This window comes from Modestobacter sp. VKM Ac-2979 (assembly GCF_026967995.1).
In the GTDB taxonomy this organism is placed as follows: Bacteria; Actinomycetota; Actinomycetes; order Mycobacteriales; family Geodermatophilaceae; genus Modestobacter.
Genome location: NZ_JAPVBO010000005.1, coordinates 484,738 through 504,059, shown reverse-complemented (window position 1 = coordinate 504,059; position 19,322 = coordinate 484,738). Strand labels below are relative to the sequence as shown.

Genomic DNA, 19,322 nt, shown 5'->3' with positions numbered 1-19,322 from the left:
TTGAGTCGCATCTGCTGCCGGATCACCGGACTGTGAGGCGCTTGGCTGCCCCGCCTGCAGCAGCGCCACTCGGCGCTGCGCCTCGAACCCCATCGATGCGTTCCGCCGCCTGCTCATGCTGGCCACTGTCAGGACCGATGTCCCAGTCGACGTCACCCCGATACGTCACGACGCAACGACAAGCCTGGGTGCAGGAGGTGTGTCGGACGGGGATTTTGTTCGGGGTGACGCTGTGAGGGGGCTCAGAGCGCCTGGCTTGCGCTCCCGGCGGCTGCGTTGTCTGGAGTCCGTGCCCGCACAGGACGGCAGTCATCGATGGCAGCGTCGTCGTCAGCCTCAGCTGAATGGCCCATCGGCTTCTACGCCGCTTTGGCTGCCGAGTTCACTTCGGACTACTCGCCTTCGCCCGCAGCTCGAAGACCACCCAAATCGAGAAGCCCCTCCGGCGGCCGACGCGAGTGAACCAACTTCGCCCGCACTCCTTGCACTTCCTCCTCGCCGCCACCGCAAAACGGTGTACCGAGTTTCTTAGACGCGCAAGCCGTCTCTCGTGTCTATAAAATCCTCGAGGAGGTCATGGAGAAGCGAGTGCTCAGGTGCGGCTACCCGAGGCGTCGAGTTCGACGGCCACCCGCGCTGCGAACTCCGGATCGACACGGATTCGCTCCACGACGGCATCGGAGATGCGGTCGACATCCAGCGCGACAGTGGCCACGTCAGCCGCCCGGGCTTCACCGGCCGGCAGCGCGCGCAAGGTGTAGACGCTAGAGCCGTCGTCACCGTAGGCGCTCTGCACATGGTCGTACACGGCCTGCACCTTCGTGTCGAACACCTCGGGCGGATACGGATCGACGGGCAGATCTGCGTCCAGTGACCGCCTGATCGTGGTGAGCACGTCAGCAGCGGTGGCGACTTTGCGGCGCCAGTCGAAGACGAGCTTCTCATGCAGATGGGACAACAGCTTCTTCGCGCTGGCCTGCACCACGGCGCGCTCATCGTCGGTGAGCACCGGGTCAGGCTTGGTGAGCAGGTCGAATACGGCGAGCTCCTCCTCCGTGAGATTCTCGCGAGCGGCCCGCTGCTCCTCGTCGGTCAGCGTCCGCGACAGCTCGATCAGCCGGCGCAGGTACTCGTCGATGTTCACGCTGCCGGCGTTGTACTCGGCGATCAGGTTCTCGATGCGCTCCACCAGGTCGTACCGGGTCGGGTTCCGCGTCGCAGCGCTCACCGCGCGGCCCTTGAGCAGCTGCGCCAGCCGGTCGGTCTCGGCTCGCTTACGGTCACCGAACCGCCTCGCCAGCCCGTCGAAGTCGATCTGGGACAGGTCGATGAGCGGGTCGGGATCGGCTCCCTCGGCGGCGGCCCGGATGACGTACTCCTCCGCGCCGACCGAGCGGTCCAGCAGGGCGTCCACCGCGTCGGCCACGGCGGTGATGTCAGCCTCGGGCGACCGGGTGACGTCGGCAATGCGTTCGGCCACGACGCGGATCGCGGCCACGGTGCGCTGCTGCGCGGCCGCGCGCGGATCGGGGAGCAGTGCCTTGAACAGCTTGCGTACCTGCCGGGCCCCCACCATGAACGTCGTGCGGGTCTCCTCGTCGGCGAGCAGCGCTTCGACCACGGCGTCGCGCAGGGCGATGTGCGTGAACCCGGTCGCGTCCCGCATGGCCGGCAGGTCGACGCTCTGCGCGGCGCAGAAGGCAATCACGTCCCCGATCGCGGTGGTGAGCGCCTCGACCAGCGCGTCGACGTCCTGGATCGGTGAGTCGACGCCGGCGGCCGTATTCGCGGCTCCGTAAATCGCGAGCGCCTTCTCCAGGTTCCGGAAGACGCCGATGTAGTCGACGATCAGTCCGTTGTCCTTGTTCGGAAACACGCGGTTGGCGCGGGCGATCGTCTGCATGAGGGTGTGGTTGCGCATCGGCCGGTCGAGATAGATGGTGGACACGCTCGGGGCGTCGAATCCGGTCATCCACATGGCGCAGACAAACACCAACCGCACTGCGTCGTCCGGATCCTTGAATCTCTCGGCCAAATCCTCGCGATTCATCCGCGCTCGGTGTGGTCGGATGTCGAGGCCGAGCGGGTCCAGGTTCCCCAGCTCGTTCTGGCTCTGCGAGACGACCACGGCCATGTCGGTGGTCTGCATGAACTCGATCCGGCTAGCGAGCCACGGCCGCTCCAGCACGGGCAGAGCGTCATGCTGGACCTTCAGCTCGGCCAGGTGCTCGTCCCACGCCCTCTGCACCAGGTCGTACATCCTTACCGCGGCGGCCTTGTCCAGCCCGACATGCATCGCCTTGCCGGCGAAGCCACGGCCGACGAAGTGCGTCACGAGGTCCTTCGCGATCTTCTTCAGCCGCTCCGGGCGGGTCAGCAACGTGTACTGGGTGCCGAACTTGCGCGCGAGCTGTCCTTCGGCGTCCTCGTCGAGCTCGGCGGCTTCCAGCAGCTGTTCGAGTTCCTCGGTGAAGGTCTCGTTGACCAGCTGGAGCTCTGGGATGCGGTTCTCGTAGTACAGCGGGACTGTGGCGCCGTCCTCGATGGCGTCGCGGAAGTTGTAGACGCTCACGTAGTCGCCGAACTGCTCGCGGGTCAGCTCCTCCGCGCCGGCGATCAGCGGGGTTCCGGTGAAGCCCATGAATGACGCGTTCGGCAGGGCCAGGCGCATGTTCAGGGCGAGTTTGTCGTACTGGCTGCGGTGGGCCTCGTCGGTGATCACGATGACGTCGGCGCGGTCCGAGAGCACCGGCATCTGCGTCTCACGCTTGGCTGGCTGGAACTTCTGGATCAGCGTGAAGACGTAGCGGTGGTCGGCGGCCAGCAGCTCGCGTAGGTGGGCGATGGAGGTGGCGTGCACGTTCGCCTCGGGCGCGACCGCGCCGGCGTCGGCGAACTCGCCGTGCAGTTGCACGTCCAGCTCGGTGCGGTCGGTGATCATCACGAAGGTCCACGCCCCCGGGATCTGGCGCAGCACCTTCTGGGTGAACCACAGCATCGACAGCGACTTGCCCGAGCCCTGGGTATGCCAGAACACGCCAAGCCGCTTGTCGCCAGCCGCGCGAACCCGGTACAGGTTGTCGATCGCGGCGTTCACCCCCAGGTACTGGTGATTGCGGGCCACCGTCTTGATCAGTCCACCGGGGCGTTCCATGTAGGCGACGAAGTTCTCGATCAGGTCCAGCAGGACGTGCGGGGCGCAGGTGCCGCGCAGCGCCGTCTCCAGCGCGACCACCCCCCGAGCACCGTCGGCGTCGATCACCTTCCAGTCGCCGAAGAACTCCCAACGCGCGAAGGTCGCCCCGATCTTCGCCTCCCGGCCGTTGGAAAGCAGCACGAAACCGTTTGGAATGAAAAGCGCCGGGATCGTGTCGCGGTAGTCGGTCAGGTTTTCGTCGTAGGCGGCCTTGACCGGGCGGTTCGGCTCCTTGAACTCCAGCAGCACGAGCGGGATGCCGTTGACGAACAGCACCGTGTCGGCGCGCCGGCGATGCAGAGGGCCGGCGAGCCAGACCTGCGAGGCAGCAAGCAGATCGTTCTTCGACGAGTCGCGGAAATCGACGTACTGCACAGTTGTGAACTGCTGGCTGCCGTTCTCGTCGGTCCACTCACCCCGGTAGCCGTCCCGGATGAGCGCGTGGACCTCGCGGTTGGCGCGTACCCAGTCCATGAGCGACCGGTCCCGCGTGAGTGCCCCCAGCGCCTCCTCGCGGATCACGTCGGGCACCAGCGGGTTCAGGTCCGCCAGCGCGTCCCGTACCCGGTGGATTAGGAACACCTGGTGCATCGAGTCGCGGCCCAATGTTCCGGCCGGGCCAAAGGACTCCTCGAAGGCGTTGACGTGCGTCCACCCGAGCTGCTCCAGCAACTCCAAAGCCGGTTCCTCGACAAGTCCTGCTTCCGTGTACGCACCCGTCATCTCGTCACCGCACCCCTACCAGCGGATCCAGATTCAGCCGCGACACGTCGACTTGGCCCGTCACCAACTTCGGCAGCAACGAGTCACGCATGGACTGGAGCCGATCTGCCACCTGGCGCAGAACTTCCACGGACTTGAACAGTGGTGCAGCGGCCGTCTCGAACTGATCGGCGATGTTCCGTGGTGGTTGTGTGAGCAGATAGGAGTCAAAGCACTCGTTGCGCACTCGTTGGCGTCCGCTCGCACCGCTCATGCTGCCGATCGCATGCTTGCGGAACGATTCTGAGCGGGCCAGGCAGTATGTGAACGCCGGACCAACGGATCTTCCGCGAAGCACGATAAACTCCGTTGAGCCAAATCCGGTCTCGCCCGCATCGAGGACCTGCACGAATCCCGTCTTGCCGTTCTCAAGGCAAGGTGTGATCCGAGCAAACAGCGTGTCGCCGTTCTCGAACTTCGAACCCGAACTCGAAGTGCGGCGAGCACTCGGGGCGCACACCATGCTCTGCTCCCTCAAGTCGGCCATTGCGAAGAACGGACGCTCCGCCCCCTTGTCCACGCGCACCCGGGGGTTCACGGTCAGCACCGTGGAGGCGGCGAGCACCTCCCAGCCCTCGGGGATCCGGCCGATGTCAGAGTCGACGAGCGAGACATTCTCGTGACCAGGGAAACGGAAATGAACGAACCACTCGTGGTAAATCGTCCGCGCTATTCCCTCCAGCACCTCAGCCCGTCGCCGGTTGTTCTCGATGAGGGCGTCTAGCGACCAGAGGACCTCTCCAACTCGTTCTTGCACCTTCAACTCGGGCACAGCGACCCGGACCTTATAGATGCGCTCGGGAGCGGTGTGCCGAACAGTTGCGCCCGTTGCTGTCGCCCTGATTTGGCTACGAGATGTATCCGACAGGAGCAGGTAGTAGAGGAAATGCTCGTCGAGTTCAACGTCCGGCTTGATCGTCACGAGCCCGAGCCGCTGGTTGTGCAGTATTACTGGCTCCGTTGGGACGAACGCTGGCGACCCGAGAATCGGGGCGGCCTGCGTGAGGTCCGTCATCACGACCAGCAGGTCGCCAGGTGCTAACTCAAACTCTGGCGGGAAAGTCCCCGTGTAGTAGTCGTCCTTTGCGGGGCGGAGTCGGATTCCTCCGCCAATCGGGAAGTTGCCTGGTTTGAGTACGAGTTTGTCGCCAACGCCCGTAAAGTGCTCGCCCTTGAAGGCGAACCCATGCTTCACGTGGATCAGGTCTCCGAGAAGCCTGTGCGGCCACTCGCTCATGCGTCGAGGATTCCTTGGATCGCGATGTCGACCTTGGCGCGCAGTACGTCGGCTTCGTCGCTGAGCCGGGAGAACCCCTCATAGAGCTCGGCGAGCTTCTCGGTAAGGTCCACGCCGTCGTCATCGACCATCGCGGTGCCGGTGTAGCGGCCGGGGTTGAGGCTCCACCCCTGCTTCTCGATCTCGGCGCGGGTCGCGACTTTGCACAACCCGGGCACGTCGACGTACGCGGCGTCCGGGAAGTTCTCGCTGATCAGCGTCTCGCTACCGTCTAGTGTGTCGGGCTTCTCGCCGCGGTAGAGCCGCACGATGTTGGCGATGAACTCGATATGCTCGGGCAGGAAGTCACGGTGCGCTCGGTCGATCTGCCGGTACAGGTGCCGGGCGTCGATGAACAACACCGTGTCCCCGCGCTCGGTCCCGACCTTGCCGCGGTCGAGGAACCACAGCGTGACTGGCAGGGTGACGGTGTAGAAAAAGTTGGGGCCGATAGCGACCAGCACGTCGACCGCGCCGGATTCGATGAGTTGCCGGCGAATCTCCTTCTCGGAGTGGCCCGCGTCGCCAGCAGAGTTGGCCATGACAAAGCCGGCTCGCCCGGTCGGGGTGAGGGCCGCGAAGAACAGCTGGATCCATAGATAGTTGGCGTTGTCCGCCCTAGGGACGCCGAACGGGAACCGCCTGTCGCCGGCGAGCTTCTCCTTCTTGACCTTGTCGACGTTGAACGGCGGGTTGGCCATCACGTAGTCGTAGGCCCCGACGGCGTGGTGCGGGTCCTCGTAGTAGCTGTTCGCCAGCCGGATGTCACCGGAGAGGCCGTGCAGCGCAAGGTTCATCTTCGCGAGCGGAACGGTCTCCTCCTTCTGTTCCGCGCCGAAAATCGTCAGCTCGCGCACCGGCGACTCGTTGTGGCGCTCCACGAACTTGGCGCTCTGCACGAACATGCCACCGGAACCACAGGCGGGGTCCAGCACTCGCCCGTGGAACGGCTCGAGAGTCTCGACGATCAAGCGGACGATTGAGTAGGGCGTGAAGAACTCACCACCAAGGCGGCCTTCCTGGGCGGCGAAGTTCGACAGGAAGTCTTCGTAGATCAACCCGAAGGCGTCTCCGGAAAGCTGGCGGGGCAGCGGCGCGAACAGCCGCAGCAACTCGACGAGGGTCGCGCGGTCTAGCCGCTGGTAGCCACGCGGGAGGACGTCCTTCAGTTCCGGGTTCGCAGTCTCGATCGCCTTGATCGCCTCGTCGGCCGCCTTCCCCAGGTCCTCGCCCTCCGGCAGGCTCACGAGCCGGGAGAGGCGAGCCTCGTCGGGGACGTAGAGCACGGACATGGCCTTGTAGTCGCCCGGCGTCACCGGATTGCGGGGGGTGGCCCTGGCCTCCAGTTCGGGGCTGACTTCGTCGAAGCGGTGCTCGGCGTAAGCGAGGAAGATCAATCCGAGCACCGGCGGGCGATACTGCACCGGAGTCAGCTTGGAGTTCGCCCGGAAGCCGTCAGCGGCCGCCCACAATGTGCGGCGGACGCTCGCTAGGTCGGCACTCTTCAAGATCATTCCTCCAGCTCTGCTTGTACGCGCACAGAGGGTATCTCCCAGGTTACTGGCTGAAGCTCGCCTGACTCTTTCGTGTGCCGTGGCGCCAGCGCTTAGCCACGGCACCAAGCCACTCGTTCCAGGGCTCCCGGCGGAACTCAGAAGCTGAATCCGGAGTGCCTCGGGGCGCTACCAACGGCCCAGGGCGTCGAGAGAGTTTGGCCCTACCTTTAGCGGGTCCCTCCGGGAGTCTTGTCGATCCGTCAGGTAGACAACGCGGGTGCTCCACATTCACCGTGCCGAGGGGACGGCGCGTCTCGCCGACGGGTTGGCGGCCGTCCTCGCGACGCCGCTGGCCGACCCGTTTGCGTCTGAGGTCGTTGCCGTGCCCGCGAAGGGGGTGGAGCGGTGGCTGGCGCAGCGGCTGTCGACCGTGCTCGGCGCCGGGTCCGCCCGTGACGGCATCTGCTCCGGCGTCGTCTTCCCGTCGTCCGGTCGGCTGGTCGACGAGGCGATGGCCGCCGCGCGAGGCTCCGTCCTGGGCGACGACCGCTGGGAGAACCCGGTCTGGCCGCTGCTCGAGGTAGTCGACGAACACCTCGGGGAGCCGTGGTGCCAGGTGCTCGCGCAGCACCTCGGGCACGGAGCCGACGACCACCGCCGCGGCCGCCGATGGGCCGCAGCGGCCCGCCTCGCCGGGCTCTTCCGCTCCTACGGCGCGCACCGGCCGCAGATGCTGCGCGACTGGGCCAACGGCCGCGACACCGACGGACACGACCCGCTGCCCGCGGACCTGCACTGGCAGGCCGAGCTGTGGCGGCGGCTTCGCGACCGGCTTGGACCCAGCCCGGCCGAGCGGCTCGAGGAAGAGTGCGCCGCGCTGAGGGCAGACCCCGCGCTGTCCGACCTGCCCGAACGGATCAGCGTCTTCGGGCCGACCCGCCTGCACGCCGACGCGCTCGCCGTGCTGAGCGCGCTCGCCGAGCACCGCGACGTGCACCTCTGGCTGCCGCACCCCAGCCCCGTGCTCTGGCAGCGCATCGAGGGCCACACCGCCGGCCGCCGCCGCGACGACGACACGGCGACCCTGCCCGACCACCCGCTCCTGCGCAGCCTGGCCCGTGACGTCCGCGAACTCCAGCTCCGGCTCCCGCCGTACCAGGACGAGCACCACGAGGACGCCGCGCGCCCGGTCACCCTGCTCGGCCGCCTGCAGGCCGACCTTCGTGACGACGCGCTCCCCGGCCCCGCCGCGCTCGACGACACCCTGCAGGTGCACGCCTGCCACGGCCCCGGCAGGCAGGTCGAGGTGCTGCGCGAGCTGCTGCTGCGCCTGTTCGAGGACGACTCCACGCTTGAGCCGCGCGACGTCCTTGTCATGTGTCCCGACGTCGAGACGTTCGCCCCGCTGATCTCGGCCGCGTTCGGCCTCGTTCCCGGGTCGCCGCACCCCGGCGGCGCCCTTCGGGTGCGGCTGGCCGACCGCAGTCTGCGCCGTACCAACCCGCTGTTGGACACGGTGGCGGCGCTGCTTGACCTCGCGCAGAGTCGGGTTACGGCCAGTCAGGTGCTCGACCTGGCGGCCACCCCGGGGGTGCGCCGCTGCTTCGGCTTCACCGACGACGAGCTCGAGCGCATCCGCGACTGGGTCGCCCGCTCTGGGGTGCGGTGGGGTATCGACTCCTCCACCCGCCGTCCGTTCGGACTGGATTCGGTCGCGCAGAGCACTTGGCAGGCCGGGCTCGACCGCGTGCTGCTCGGGGTGACGACGTCGGAGGACGAGCCCGTGTGGCTCGACCGCGCACTGCCCCTCGATGACGTCGACAGCAGCGACATCGACCTCGCCGGGCGGCTCGCCGAGCTCCTCGACCGGCTGGAGGACGTGCTGACGGCGCTCAGCGGCGAGCACCCGGCCGGGCACTGGATTGACACGTTGGCCGGCGCCCTCGACCTGCTCACCGAAAGCGACCCAGCAGACGCCTGGCAGCTCGCCCAGGCCCGGCGGGAGCTGGCCGAGGCCGGCGAGGGAGGCGTCGCCCCGGTCGGGCTCGCCGACGTGCGTGCGCTGATGGCCGATCGCCTCGGCGGGCGGCCGACCCGCGCCAACTTCCGCACCGGCAACCTGACCGTCTGCACGCTGGTGCCGATGCGATCGGTGCCGCACCGGGTCGTCGTGCTGCTCGGACTGGACGACGGCGTCTTCCCGCGCACCGCCGGCATGGACGGTGACGACGTGCTGGCCCGCGACGCGTGCGTGGGGGAGCGGGACGTGCGCAGCGAGGACCGCCAGCTCCTGCTCGACGCACTCATGGCGGCCGGCGAGAAGGTGGTCCTGCTCTACACCGGCGCCGACCCGGTCAGCGGCGCGACCAGGCCTCCCGCCGTCCCGCTCGGGGAGCTACTCGACGTGGTCGACGCAATGGTGCCCGGCGCGCGTGACGACGTGGTCACCCGCCATCCCCTGCAGCCTTACGACGTCCGGTCCTTCACCGGGACGCCGCCTCCCAGCTTCGATCCGGTGAGCCTGGCCGGTGCCCGTCGCTCGGTGCTCACCCGCGAGCCCGAGCCGCAGCGGCGGCCGCTCGGGCCGCTGACCGGGCCGGTCGCGCTAGACGACCTGGTCGCCTTCGTCGAGCACCCCGTCAAGGCCTACCTGCGGCAGCGACTGCGGATCACCCTGCCCGGCGAGGACGACGAGATCGCCGACGCGCTCGTCACCACTCTCGACGGTCTGCAGGAGTGGGCGGTGGGCGAGCGCCTGCTCGCCGCCAGCCTGCGCGGTACCCGGGCGGAGGACGCCCGGTTGGCCGAGTGGCTGCGCGGCACGCTGCCGCCGCGCGGGCTGGGCGAACAGGTGCTGCAGCGGGTCGCCGGCCGCGTGGACGCCCTGGCCGCCGTCGGCCGCACCGCCGTCGCCCCGACGCCCCGGACGGTCGACGTCCGGCTCGACCTGGGCGGCCGGGAACTCGCCGGCACGGTGAACGGCGTGCGGGATGGCGCGGTCGTCACCGTCACCTACTCCAGCCTGTCCGCCAAGCACCGGGCCCGGGGTTGGGTGCTCGCGCTGGCCCTGGCGGCTGCGGAGGGGACCGGGCAGGCGATCACCGTCGGTCGGCGCGGCGACCGGGCGCGGACGTCCACCATCACAGCGCCGGCCGATCCGGTGGCGGCGCTCGCCGACCTCGTCGACCTATACGACCGCGGCATGTGCGAGCCCCTGCCGATGGCCGTCAAGACGTCGTGGGCGTACGCCGGCGAGCGCCTGGACGGCAAGCCGCCCGAGCGGGCGCTCGACGCCGCCCGCAAGGAGTGGAACCGGGAGGCCGGCGGCGAGCGCGAGGACCGGTCTCACCACTACGCGTGGGGCGACAAGCCGGAGTTCGAGCGACTCGTCGCGGCCGTGCCCGGCGACGGGGAGCAGTGGGCCGGGGAGGCCACGCGCTTCGGCGCGCTCGCCTCCCGGTTCTGGACGCCGATCCGCGCGGGCGAGCAGTTCTCGTGAACGCCTTCGACGTCTGCGGCCCGCTGCCGACCGGCACGACGGTGCTCGAGGCCAGCGCCGGTACCGGCAAGACTTTCGCGATCGCCGCGCTCACCACGCGCTACGTCGCCGAGGGAGCGGCCGAGCTGTCGGAGATCATGCTGGTCACCTTCGGCAACGCCGCCTCCCGCGAGCTCCGCGACCGGGTGCGCGAGCGCCTGGTGTCCGCCGAGCGCGGACTGCGCGACCCCGACGCCGCGCGGAGGGCCGAGCGCGACCCCGTCCTGCAGCTGCTCGCCGACGTCCCCGACGACGAGGTCGTGCGCCGACAGCGGCGGCTCGCGCGGGCGCTGGCCGGCTTCGACGAGGCGACGATCGCCACCACACACTCGTTCTGCTCGCAGATGCTGGCCGGCCTCGGCATGGCCGCGGACGCCGACCCCACCGCCGCCTTCGTCGAGGACATCGACGACCTCGTGCGCGAGGTGGTCGACGACCTATACGTGCGCACCTTCGCCGGCTCCGCCGACCCGCCCTTCCTCTCCCACGCCGACCTCCTCGACCTCGGCCGTCGCGCGGTCGGCAGCGACCGGCAGGCAACGCTCTGGCCGCTGAGCGACGAGGGACCGGCCGGCCGGCGCCGGCGCGCCGCGGCCGCGGTCCGCCGCGAGGTCGAGAAACGCAAACGGACCGTCGGGCTGGTCGACTACGACGACTGGCTTTCGCTGCTGCGCGACGCCCTCACGAACGATTTCTCGGGCACGGGTGCCTGCGAGCGGGTGGCTGGTCGATACCGGGTGGTGATGGTCGACGAGTTCCAGGACACCGACCCGGTGCAGTGGGAGATCCTGGAGCGCGCCTTCCACGGCCGGACGACGCTGGTGCTGATCGGCGACCCGAAGCAGGCCATCTACGCCTTCCGCGGTGGCGACGTCACCACCTACCTCGCGGCGGCCGCGGAGGCGACCACCGAGGCGACTCTCGGCACGAACTGGCGCAGCGACGCACCGCTGCTCGAGGCGCTTGACCTGGTTTTCGGCGGGGCCGCGCTCGGGCATGAGCGGATCGTCGTCCGGCCGGTCAACTCGGCCCATCCGACGGCACGGCTGACCGGCGCGGGTGCGCCGCTGCGACTCCGGCGGCTGGAGCGCACCGGCCACGGGCGGACGTGGCAGGGGATGCCGTCGGTCGCCCGGCTGCGCGACGCCGTGGCCGGCGACGTGGCGGCGGACGTCGTTGACCTGCTGTCCGGCGGCGCCGAGTACGAGGGGCGGACCGTGCAGCCCGGCGACCTTGCCGTGCTGGCGCGCACCAACGCCCAGGGACACCTGCTGCGCGAGGCGCTGGGCCGCGCCGGGGTGCCCGCCGTCTTCGCCGGTGGCGGCAGTGTCTTCGCCACCCCGAGCGCCACCTCCTGGCTGCGGCTGCTGGAGGCGCTGGAACAGCCGCACCGCGCCGGCCGGGTGCGCTCGGCGGCGCTGTCGGTCTTCCTCGGGTACGACGAGGAGTCGCTCGACGCCGGCGGCAACGAGCTCGCCGACGAGCTCGGCCCGCAGCTGCGCCGCTGGGCGGACGTGCTGGCCGAACGTGGCGTGGCCGCCTTCCTCGAGGTGCTGACCGCCGAGAAGGGCCTGCCCGCGCGGCTGCTCGCCCGGCCCGACGGGGAACGGCTGCTCACCGACCTGCAGCACATCGGCCAGGTGCTGCACGCGGCGGCGCAGCGCGAGTCCCTCGGCCTGACCGCGCTCGTCGAGTGGCTGCGTCGGCGCATCGCCCAGTCCTCCGTGGAGGGGGCCGACGAGCGCAGCCGGCGCCTGGAGTCCGACGCCGCCGCCGTCCAGCTCATGACCGTCCACGTGAGCAAGGGACTGGAGTTCCCGATCGTGTACGTGCCCTTCGGCTGGGACCGGTGGACGCCGGACAAGCCGCAGGTGCTGCGGCTGCACGACGACCAGGGACGCCGGGTGCTCGACGTCGGCGGCTCGAGCGGACCTGGGTACGCCGCGGCGCGCGCCCGGCACGAGGCCGAGGAGTCCGGCGAGGACCTACGGCTGCTCTACGTGGCACTGACCCGCGCCCGGTGCCAGGTCATTGCCCACTGGGCGCCCAGCAGCAACACCGCCGCCGCCCCGCTGAACCGACTGCTCTTCGGCGCGGCCGGTCTGGGCGCCGAGCCGGCCGCCCGGGTCCAGCCGCCCCCCGACGACGGGGTCGCGGCAGCGCTCGCCACGCTGTCTGCCCGGTCCGGTGGGCGCATCGAGGTCGCGGACGTGGCGCGGCGCGCGGCGCTCCGGTGGGAGCCGCTGCGGACGCCGGTCCCGGAGCTGTCGATCAGCCACTTCACGCGCACGCTCGACGAGGAGTGGCGGCGCACCTCCTACAGCGCGCTCACTCGTGACGCGCACGAACAGCAGCTCGCCAGCGAGCCGGACGTCGCCGGCACGGACGACGAGCGGGACACGGAGGAGCCGCTGCCCGAGACGCCGCCCGCCGACGCGCTCCCGTCCCCGCTTACCGACCTCCCCGGCGGGGCGGCCTTCGGCACGCTGGTGCACGCCGTCCTGGAGGACCTTGACCCCGACGCGCTGGACGAGCGGTGCGCCGAGGCGGTCGCCCGCCACCTGGTGCCCGGGGTGACCGCCCAGGCACTCGCCGACGGCCTGCGGCCGGTGCTCACCACCCCGCTCGGCGACCTCGGCCTCCCGCTGGCCTCGATTGCGGCCACCGACCGGCTGGCCGAGCTTGACTTCGAGCTGCCGCTGGCCGGGGGCGACGACACGGTGCCGCACTCGACGCTCGCCGACGTCGCGCAGCTGCTGCGGCGCCACGACCTCGGTCCGCTGTCCGGCTATCCCGACCTGATGGCCGCACTGGCGCCGCAGGCGTTGCGTGGGTTCCTGACCGGCAGCATCGACGCGGTGCTCCGCCTGCCCGGCCCGGTATTCGCCGTCGTCGACTACAAGACCAACCGGCTCGGCGCCGAGCCGCTGACCACGTGGCACTACCGCGCCGAGGCGATGGCCGAGGAGATGCAGCGCACCCACTACGTGCTCCAGGCGTTGCTCTACTGCGTGGCCCTGCACCGCTACCTGCGCTGGCGGCTGCCCGGCTACGACCCGGACCGGCACATCGGTCCGGTGCTCTACCTCTTCGTCCGCGGCATGGCCGGCGCGGCCGCTCTGGCCGGCGCCGGCGTCTTCACCTGGACGCCGCCGCCCGGGCTGGTCGCCGAGCTGTCCGACCTGCTGGCGGGGCGACCGTGATCCCCCTTCTTGCCGACGGGCTCCTGCGGCAGTTCGCCGAGGCCGGCGTCCTGACTGCGGCCGACGTCCACGTCGCGCTGCGGCTGGCCCGGCTCGGCGATGAGCAGCGGGAGCCGGTGCTGCTGGCCGCGGCGCTCGCCGTGCGCGGGGTACGCGCCGGGTCGGTGTGTGTCGAGCTCGCCACCGTCGCCGACTCCGTGGTGCCCGATGAGGACGCCGAGCCGGTCGAGCTGACCTGGCCGGAGGACTGGTCACCGCTGGCCGACAGCCCGGTGGTCGCCGTCGGGACCGAGGCGCCGTGGCGCCCGCTGCGACTGGTCGACGGGCTGCTGTACCTCGACCGGTACTGGCAGCAGGAGCAGCAGGTCCGCCGCGAGCTCGACGAGCGCGCCGCCCGTCCTGCGCCGCCGGTGGACCTCGCGCCGCTGCCCACGCTTTTCGGTGGACCGGCGCCCGACCTGCAGCGGCTGGCCACCGCGGTCGCCGCCGGCCGGTGGGTCAGCGTCATCACCGGGGGCCCGGGCACCGGCAAGACGCACACCGTCGCCCGGCTGCTGCGGCTGCTGCTCGACCAGCCCGGGCCGCCGCCGCGGATCGCGCTGGCCGCACCCACCGGCAAGGCCGCCGCCCGGCTCCAGGAGTCCGTCCTGGAACAGGCGGCCGCGGTGGGTTTGCCGCTGGACCTCACCGCGCAGACGCTGCACCGGCTGCTCGGGTGGCGGCCCGACAGCCGCAGCCGGTTCCGGCACGACGCCGGCAACCGGCTCCCCTTCGATATCGTCGTGGTCGACGAGTCGTCGATGGTGTCGCTGACGCTGATGGCGCGGCTGCTGGAAGCGCTGCCGCCCACCGCGCGGCTCGTCCTCGTCGGCGATCCCGACCAGCTCACCCCGGTCGACGCGGGCGCTGTGCTCAGCGACCTCGTGCACCGCCCGGCACCGGTCGGCGAAGCGGACGGCGTTCCCGTGGAGGCAGCCGCCGACGGCGCAGAGCTCGACGACGAGGACCGCCAGCAGCTACGCAACGGCGTCGTGCGGCTGCGGGTGTCCCAGCGCTACGGGCCCACCATCGCCGGCGTCGCGGAGGCGGTGCGGACCGGGGACGCCGACCGCGTCCTCGAGTTGCTGGCCCACGGCGGCGACCTCCTGCTGGAGCAGTCCACCACGGCGCTGGAGGAGCAGGTCCAACTGGTGGCCGGCGAAATGCGCGCCGCGGCTGAGACCGGGGACGCCGACCGCTGCCTCGTGCTGCTCGGTCGCCACCGGCTGCTGTGCGCGCACCGGCACGGAGCCTTCGGGGTCTCCGCCTGGAACGACCGCATCGGCCGGCTCACTGGTGCAGCGCCGGGGGAGTGGGCCCCCGGCCTGCCGCTGATCGTCACCGCGAACGACTACGAGAACAAGCTGTGGAACGGCGACACCGGCGTCGTCGTTCGCACGCCCGACGGTCCGCGGGCCGTGTTCCCGCGGGGGGCTGGACCGGTGCTGGTGCCGCTGTCCCGGTTGTCGGCGGTCAGCCCGGCGCACGCGCTGACTGTGCATCGCAGTCAGGGCAGCCAGTTCGAGGCGGTGACCGTGCTGCTGCCGCACGCCACGTCGCCGCTGCTCACCAGGGAGCTGCTCTACACGGCGGTCACCCGGGCCAGTCGCAGCGTGCGGGTCGTCGGGTCAGAGGAGTCGGTGCGCGCGGCCGTCAGCCGGCAGGTGTTGCGGGCCAGCGGCTTGAGGCGCGTCGAGACCCCGGAGCGGCCGCGAGCGACCAGCCGCCATTGCTAATCCCGCGGACCTGCTCCGAACCGCGACGCCGTCGCACTTGACCAGGCGCTTGCGCAGGTCAGGCATCGCCGCGTCTCGTCGTAGCGAGGCCGCAGCCTCACAGGCAATTCGTCACCCGGACCGAGGGCAGCCCCCCACGTCACCGGAGCGATGACCGGCCGGGCCAACGGGACGCACCGTCCGTGAATCCACGACCGCAGGCAGCTTCACGGTAAGGGCTCCCCTCAGAACATCGGGACATGCCGATGTGGTGCGCCACCGACTCGGCGCACCACGCTCCATCAACCTCTTGGCGCGCACGCATGCCTTACTCGGCTTCACCATCGGCTCGCTGCCGTAACGGCGTCAGACTCGGCCGCACCGATCTTGAAGCTCGGAGAGGATCGCCTTTTCCTGCTTGTTGACGGCGCCATCTACGGTGGCCACGCGGTTGGCCGCGTCGAAGAGGTCGCTCAAGTCACCCGGCTCGGCGTGCAGGCGGCGCCACACCTCGTCAGGGTCCACATCGACGACGCGAGCTATCTGTTCATCGACCACCTGGTGCATATCCCGGACCAGTCTCACCAGGTGCCGCATCAACAGGGCTTCGTCGTCTGCGATCTTGCGGTCCGCCATAATGACCAGCCACGTCACCCAGAGCAGCAATTGCGGGTGCCGACTCCGCCCGCTCAGAGTATCGGCAACTTCGATCACCCGGGCCTCGTTACGGAAGACGGCTCGCGCGTGCCGTCCCGCCACCAGCGTCGTGTAGCGGTTCACTGCGACCGATAGTGGAACGCCAACCAGGGGAATGCCAATCTTGATGACGTTGCGCTGTAGGAGGTGCTTGCCGACGACGGGGAAACCCTTCGCGGCGGCGAGGACAGGGCCCGCATAGACGCGCTTGATCACCGGCCGCACCAAGGCCGGCACAACCTTAACCACGCCCTCACGCACTGCCTCGCCGCTCTTGACCGTGAAAGCGACGCGGATGAGCTTCCACAGGTCGTCAGGGTCCGACGTGTCGAGCGGGACTCGATAGAGGACTGCGATGTCGTGGGCCAGGCGAAGCTGAAGTCGGGTCGTGAAGGCGACATCGACCATAACGGTCGTGAGGGCGGCTGGGATTGTGAGGGGGCTGGCACCGCCCAGGCTCCCAATCGTTGCGCTGACGGCAGCGGTATAGGCGCTCGCCGAGAGTCCACCTTCAATCGAGGCGTACCGAGCCGCCATCTTGATTCGCTGGTCGACGATGGCGTCTGCGGGCACCCCGGCATACCGTTCCTGGAAGTACTGCCAGGTGGCCTTTTCAGTGTAGGAGCTCAGGGCATGAGCCAGTAGCTGGGTGAACCATCCCCCCGACTTGATCTGGTCCAGGCTCAGACCCTCGACGAACTCCCGCAGCTCCGCTCGCTCCCTCTCGACGACCTCCCGGTCGGCACGATCGCTATCACTTTCGCCGTCAATCGGAGCGTCCGGCATGGCAGTTCCTCCAGGTTCGAGCGGTTTGCGGAGTGGGCGGGAGGCTATCCCGCTCGATGAAGCAGCACCGAAGTCAGCATCTGCCGCTTTCGGCGCCACCTCGAGTCAGTCCAATACTGCGCCGGTCAGCGCCATCGACGTGCTCACCCTTGATCGGCTCGGCACCTCGTACGGGCGCCGAGGCGATTCCAGGACGGAAGGCTGCCATTCAGGCGGACTGAGACCCCTCTTGGCAGGTCGGCGATCGGTCGGTCCGCAGAAAAAGATTGCACCCCTTGATCTCGAAGGGGCAGCAGCACCCGCGGATGAGCCATGTGGGATGGTCATCGTTACGGCCGTCATCGTGGAACACAGCTGTTCAAGATGAGCTGGAGAGCATTTTCGTAGCCGCTGGCCAGAGCTGAATGGCAGCGGCCGCGAGTACGCGAGCGCGGTCAGCAATCTTTCCTTCGTTCCATGCGTCGCTCTGGGCCACCCCGTAGTTGATAACAAGAGATTTCTGCTTCTCAAACTCAGACTTCTTGACCCCCCAGGCGAGGTTTGAAAGATCACGATTGAATGTGCCCGTCACCAGAGTTAGGTTGCCGATTCGGTCGACCGTGCGACGGCGCTCGGCGCTGACGGCCTGCCACTGCGGGTCCAGTTCGTCCTTGGGAACTATGGCGCCTAGTGAGTCGACGATCGGCCAATGCGCGCCCCACGACTGGGGCATAATGTGCTCGATCTGGAGGTCGTCGTAGGACACTTCGGCAGCGGGCTCGTTCGGATCCTCGCGGCGGAGCCGGTCGTCGATCGCCCCAAGCAACAGGCGAATTCGCATCTGTGCCATGCCGTCGTAGAACCTGCGGTTCAAAAACGCCTCTTGGACGGCCTCATCATTCGGCCAATCCAACACGCCGCCTTGCAATCCCACGACGACGGCGTCCGCAACGTCTGCGTTCCCCTCGCTTGCCAACTTCGCTTCCCGCAGGACGCGAGTGAGGTGCGTGCCGTATCCGCGGGTTTGCCATCCGACATACGCCCGTCGCAGCGCCCAAGACTCGACGGCCTGCACTGCTCGAACGTGGTCCTCGTGAGGCAGGGCGGCGCTGGGCAGGGTCCGTAGCCAAGCCAGGAGCGGAATCGCCGTGGTGATGTCGAGGGCGCGGATTCGTCGGTATGCCGTGACGAGGCGTCGGTCTGCGACAGGAGCCGCATCGTAGATCGCTTGGTAAGCCGTTGCGAAAGTGCTGAGTTGCTCAAGCACCTCCTCGGTCTTGGGGCCGTCGTTGAGATACGTCCGCGCCTCCCGGTAGAGGTGACCGACGTTCGCTTCGCTGCCCGTGGCTGCAGTAAGCCAGACTGAAAGGAGGACATCACGCCGCCCTCGCTGAGCATGACCTCGACCGACCTCCTGCTTCCACCACCGGTCGTCGAACTGCGCCCAATGCTTGTCGTAGAGCTTGTCAACGTCCTCCTCGGCCAGTTCGCCTCGCAGGAACAGAAGATTCTTGACTAGGTCGATGGCAGAGAGCGGAGTTTGGCGACCGTTTAAGACCTCGAAAATGACCTGGGCGTCGTCGTTATCGTCGAGGTCGATTACTACGAGCTTGAAGAGGCTCGACACGGCGTCGGCGAGCGCAACGAGCCGGGCTGGATCGACAGCGCCGCTCGCGCTCATGGCGAACGCTCGGCTCGCCTGAGAGAAGTACTTCCGCGCGTCAAGGTAGAGGTGGTTAAAACCTCCGTCGGAGCATGGCAGCGCATCGCCGAGCGCCACGGGCCAGAGCTCACGATCCTTGCGTCGAGGCCAAAGCTTGTAGACCTCTTCGGGTGATTCAATGACGTCGTCGGGGTTGAAGAGCATGCGTCGCACGGACTTGGTGCGATCCGAATCAGTCTCGACGAGCACGTCGAGTAACCCACGGATCAGTAGCTGGACTGTGGTGAGACGTTGTTGGCCGTCGATGACGGATCGGAGCGCTACACCTCCGGTCGCGAACGGCAGGCTCGCACAGACTATTGCACCGAGGAAGTGCGGCGAGATCGTTTGCTCCATTGCCTTGAGCTTCGACACGTCCTCTCCGCCGGTGCGAACGTCCAGAAGTCGCTCTGTCGTGGTCTCGAGGTCTTCGAAGAGCAGCCGCCACTGGCCGTCCAGCGTCCACTCGTAGTCCCGCTGGAAGGTCGGGATGATGTACCGGCGTTCCGGCTTGAGGATGTCCTGCAGTGGATAGGTCTTGGCGTCCAAGAAGTCCCCCGATTGCGCCGGCGCTGGAGCGGCTGCTCGTCGCCAGGAAGCGTAGGTGATGAGCGAGACGGAGTCGTACGGGAAGGGTGGCTGGCGAAGCGTTCTCCTTACAGCCGTGCCATGCGAGGACCCAGAGGTCGTGGTGCCGACCCGCGAGGTTTCAGGCGGCCATCGGGTAATGCTGGCAGCAGCTGCCGGTGGTGGCCCGGGCCCCGCACGGCGCACCTGCCTTCGTCAGGCCGCCGCTGCCTCCACATGGGGCCGATCACTCCAGCAGCTGGGGCGCCGGTCCGGCGGCGGAGCGGGCGAAGGTCAGCACGACGGCGTTGTAGTTCGGGCTTAAGGCGACCGAGGTGAGGGCCGTGGTGGCAACGGCCGGCTCTAT

Annotated in this window: 8 protein-coding genes; 3 read left to right on the top strand and 5 right to left on the bottom strand. The window is 69.0% G+C overall.

Annotation, left to right across the window (positions count from 1 at the left end):
* Nucleotides 1-592: 592 nt before the first annotated feature.
* The 3 genes from O2W15_RS17160 to O2W15_RS17150 are packed head-to-tail and all read right to left on the bottom strand — an operon-like array spanning nucleotide 593 to nucleotide 6,748.
* Nucleotides 593-3,919: a type I restriction endonuclease subunit R gene (locus tag O2W15_RS17160; RefSeq protein WP_269180250.1), complete on the bottom strand. Its 3,327-nt coding sequence runs from the start codon at nucleotides 3,917-3,919 to the stop codon at nucleotides 593-595.
* Between the two features lie 4 nt (nucleotides 3,920-3,923).
* Nucleotides 3,924-5,195: a restriction endonuclease subunit S gene (locus O2W15_RS17155; protein ID WP_269180249.1), complete on the bottom strand. Its 1,272-nt coding sequence runs from the start codon at nucleotides 5,193-5,195 to the stop codon at nucleotides 3,924-3,926.
* A complete protein-coding gene (locus O2W15_RS17150) occupies nucleotides 5,192-6,748 on the bottom strand; it encodes a type I restriction-modification system subunit M (RefSeq protein WP_269180248.1) in 1,557 nt (518 codons plus the stop codon). Before O2W15_RS17150 ends, O2W15_RS17155 begins: the two co-directional genes overlap by 4 nt.
* Before the next feature lie 259 nt (nucleotides 6,749-7,007).
* Between O2W15_RS17150 and recC the strand changes: the two genes are divergently transcribed.
* The 3 genes from recC to recD are packed head-to-tail and all read left to right on the top strand — an operon-like array spanning nucleotide 7,008 to nucleotide 15,246.
* Nucleotides 7,008-10,229 carry an exodeoxyribonuclease V subunit gamma gene (gene recC / locus O2W15_RS17145; RefSeq protein ID WP_269180247.1) on the top strand — a complete coding sequence of 1,074 codons (3,222 nt, stop codon included), beginning with the start codon at nucleotides 7,008-7,010 and terminating at the stop codon, nucleotides 10,227-10,229.
* On the top strand, nucleotides 10,226-13,471 hold the full coding sequence (locus tag O2W15_RS17140; protein ID WP_269180246.1) for a UvrD-helicase domain-containing protein: 3,246 nt from the start codon (nucleotides 10,226-10,228) through the stop codon (nucleotides 13,469-13,471). Before recC ends, O2W15_RS17140 begins: the two co-directional genes overlap by 4 nt.
* Nucleotides 13,468-15,246 (top strand): exodeoxyribonuclease V subunit alpha, encoded by a 1,779-nt coding sequence (recD, locus tag O2W15_RS17135; protein WP_269180245.1) that lies wholly within the window; start codon nucleotides 13,468-13,470, stop codon nucleotides 15,244-15,246. Before O2W15_RS17140 ends, recD begins: the two co-directional genes overlap by 4 nt.
* 345 nt (nucleotides 15,247-15,591) lie before the next feature.
* Here recD and O2W15_RS17130 read toward each other — a convergent pair whose 3' ends face one another.
* Nucleotides 15,592-16,707, bottom strand: coding sequence for a hypothetical protein (locus O2W15_RS17130; protein ID WP_269180244.1), 1,116 nt, complete (start codon nucleotides 16,705-16,707; stop codon nucleotides 15,592-15,594).
* A 358-nt stretch (nucleotides 16,708-17,065) separates the two neighbouring features.
* Nucleotides 17,066-18,937 (bottom strand): DUF262 domain-containing protein, encoded by a 1,872-nt coding sequence (locus tag O2W15_RS17125; protein WP_269180243.1) that lies wholly within the window; start codon nucleotides 18,935-18,937, stop codon nucleotides 17,066-17,068.
* Between the last annotated feature and the right edge of the window lie 385 nt (nucleotides 18,938-19,322).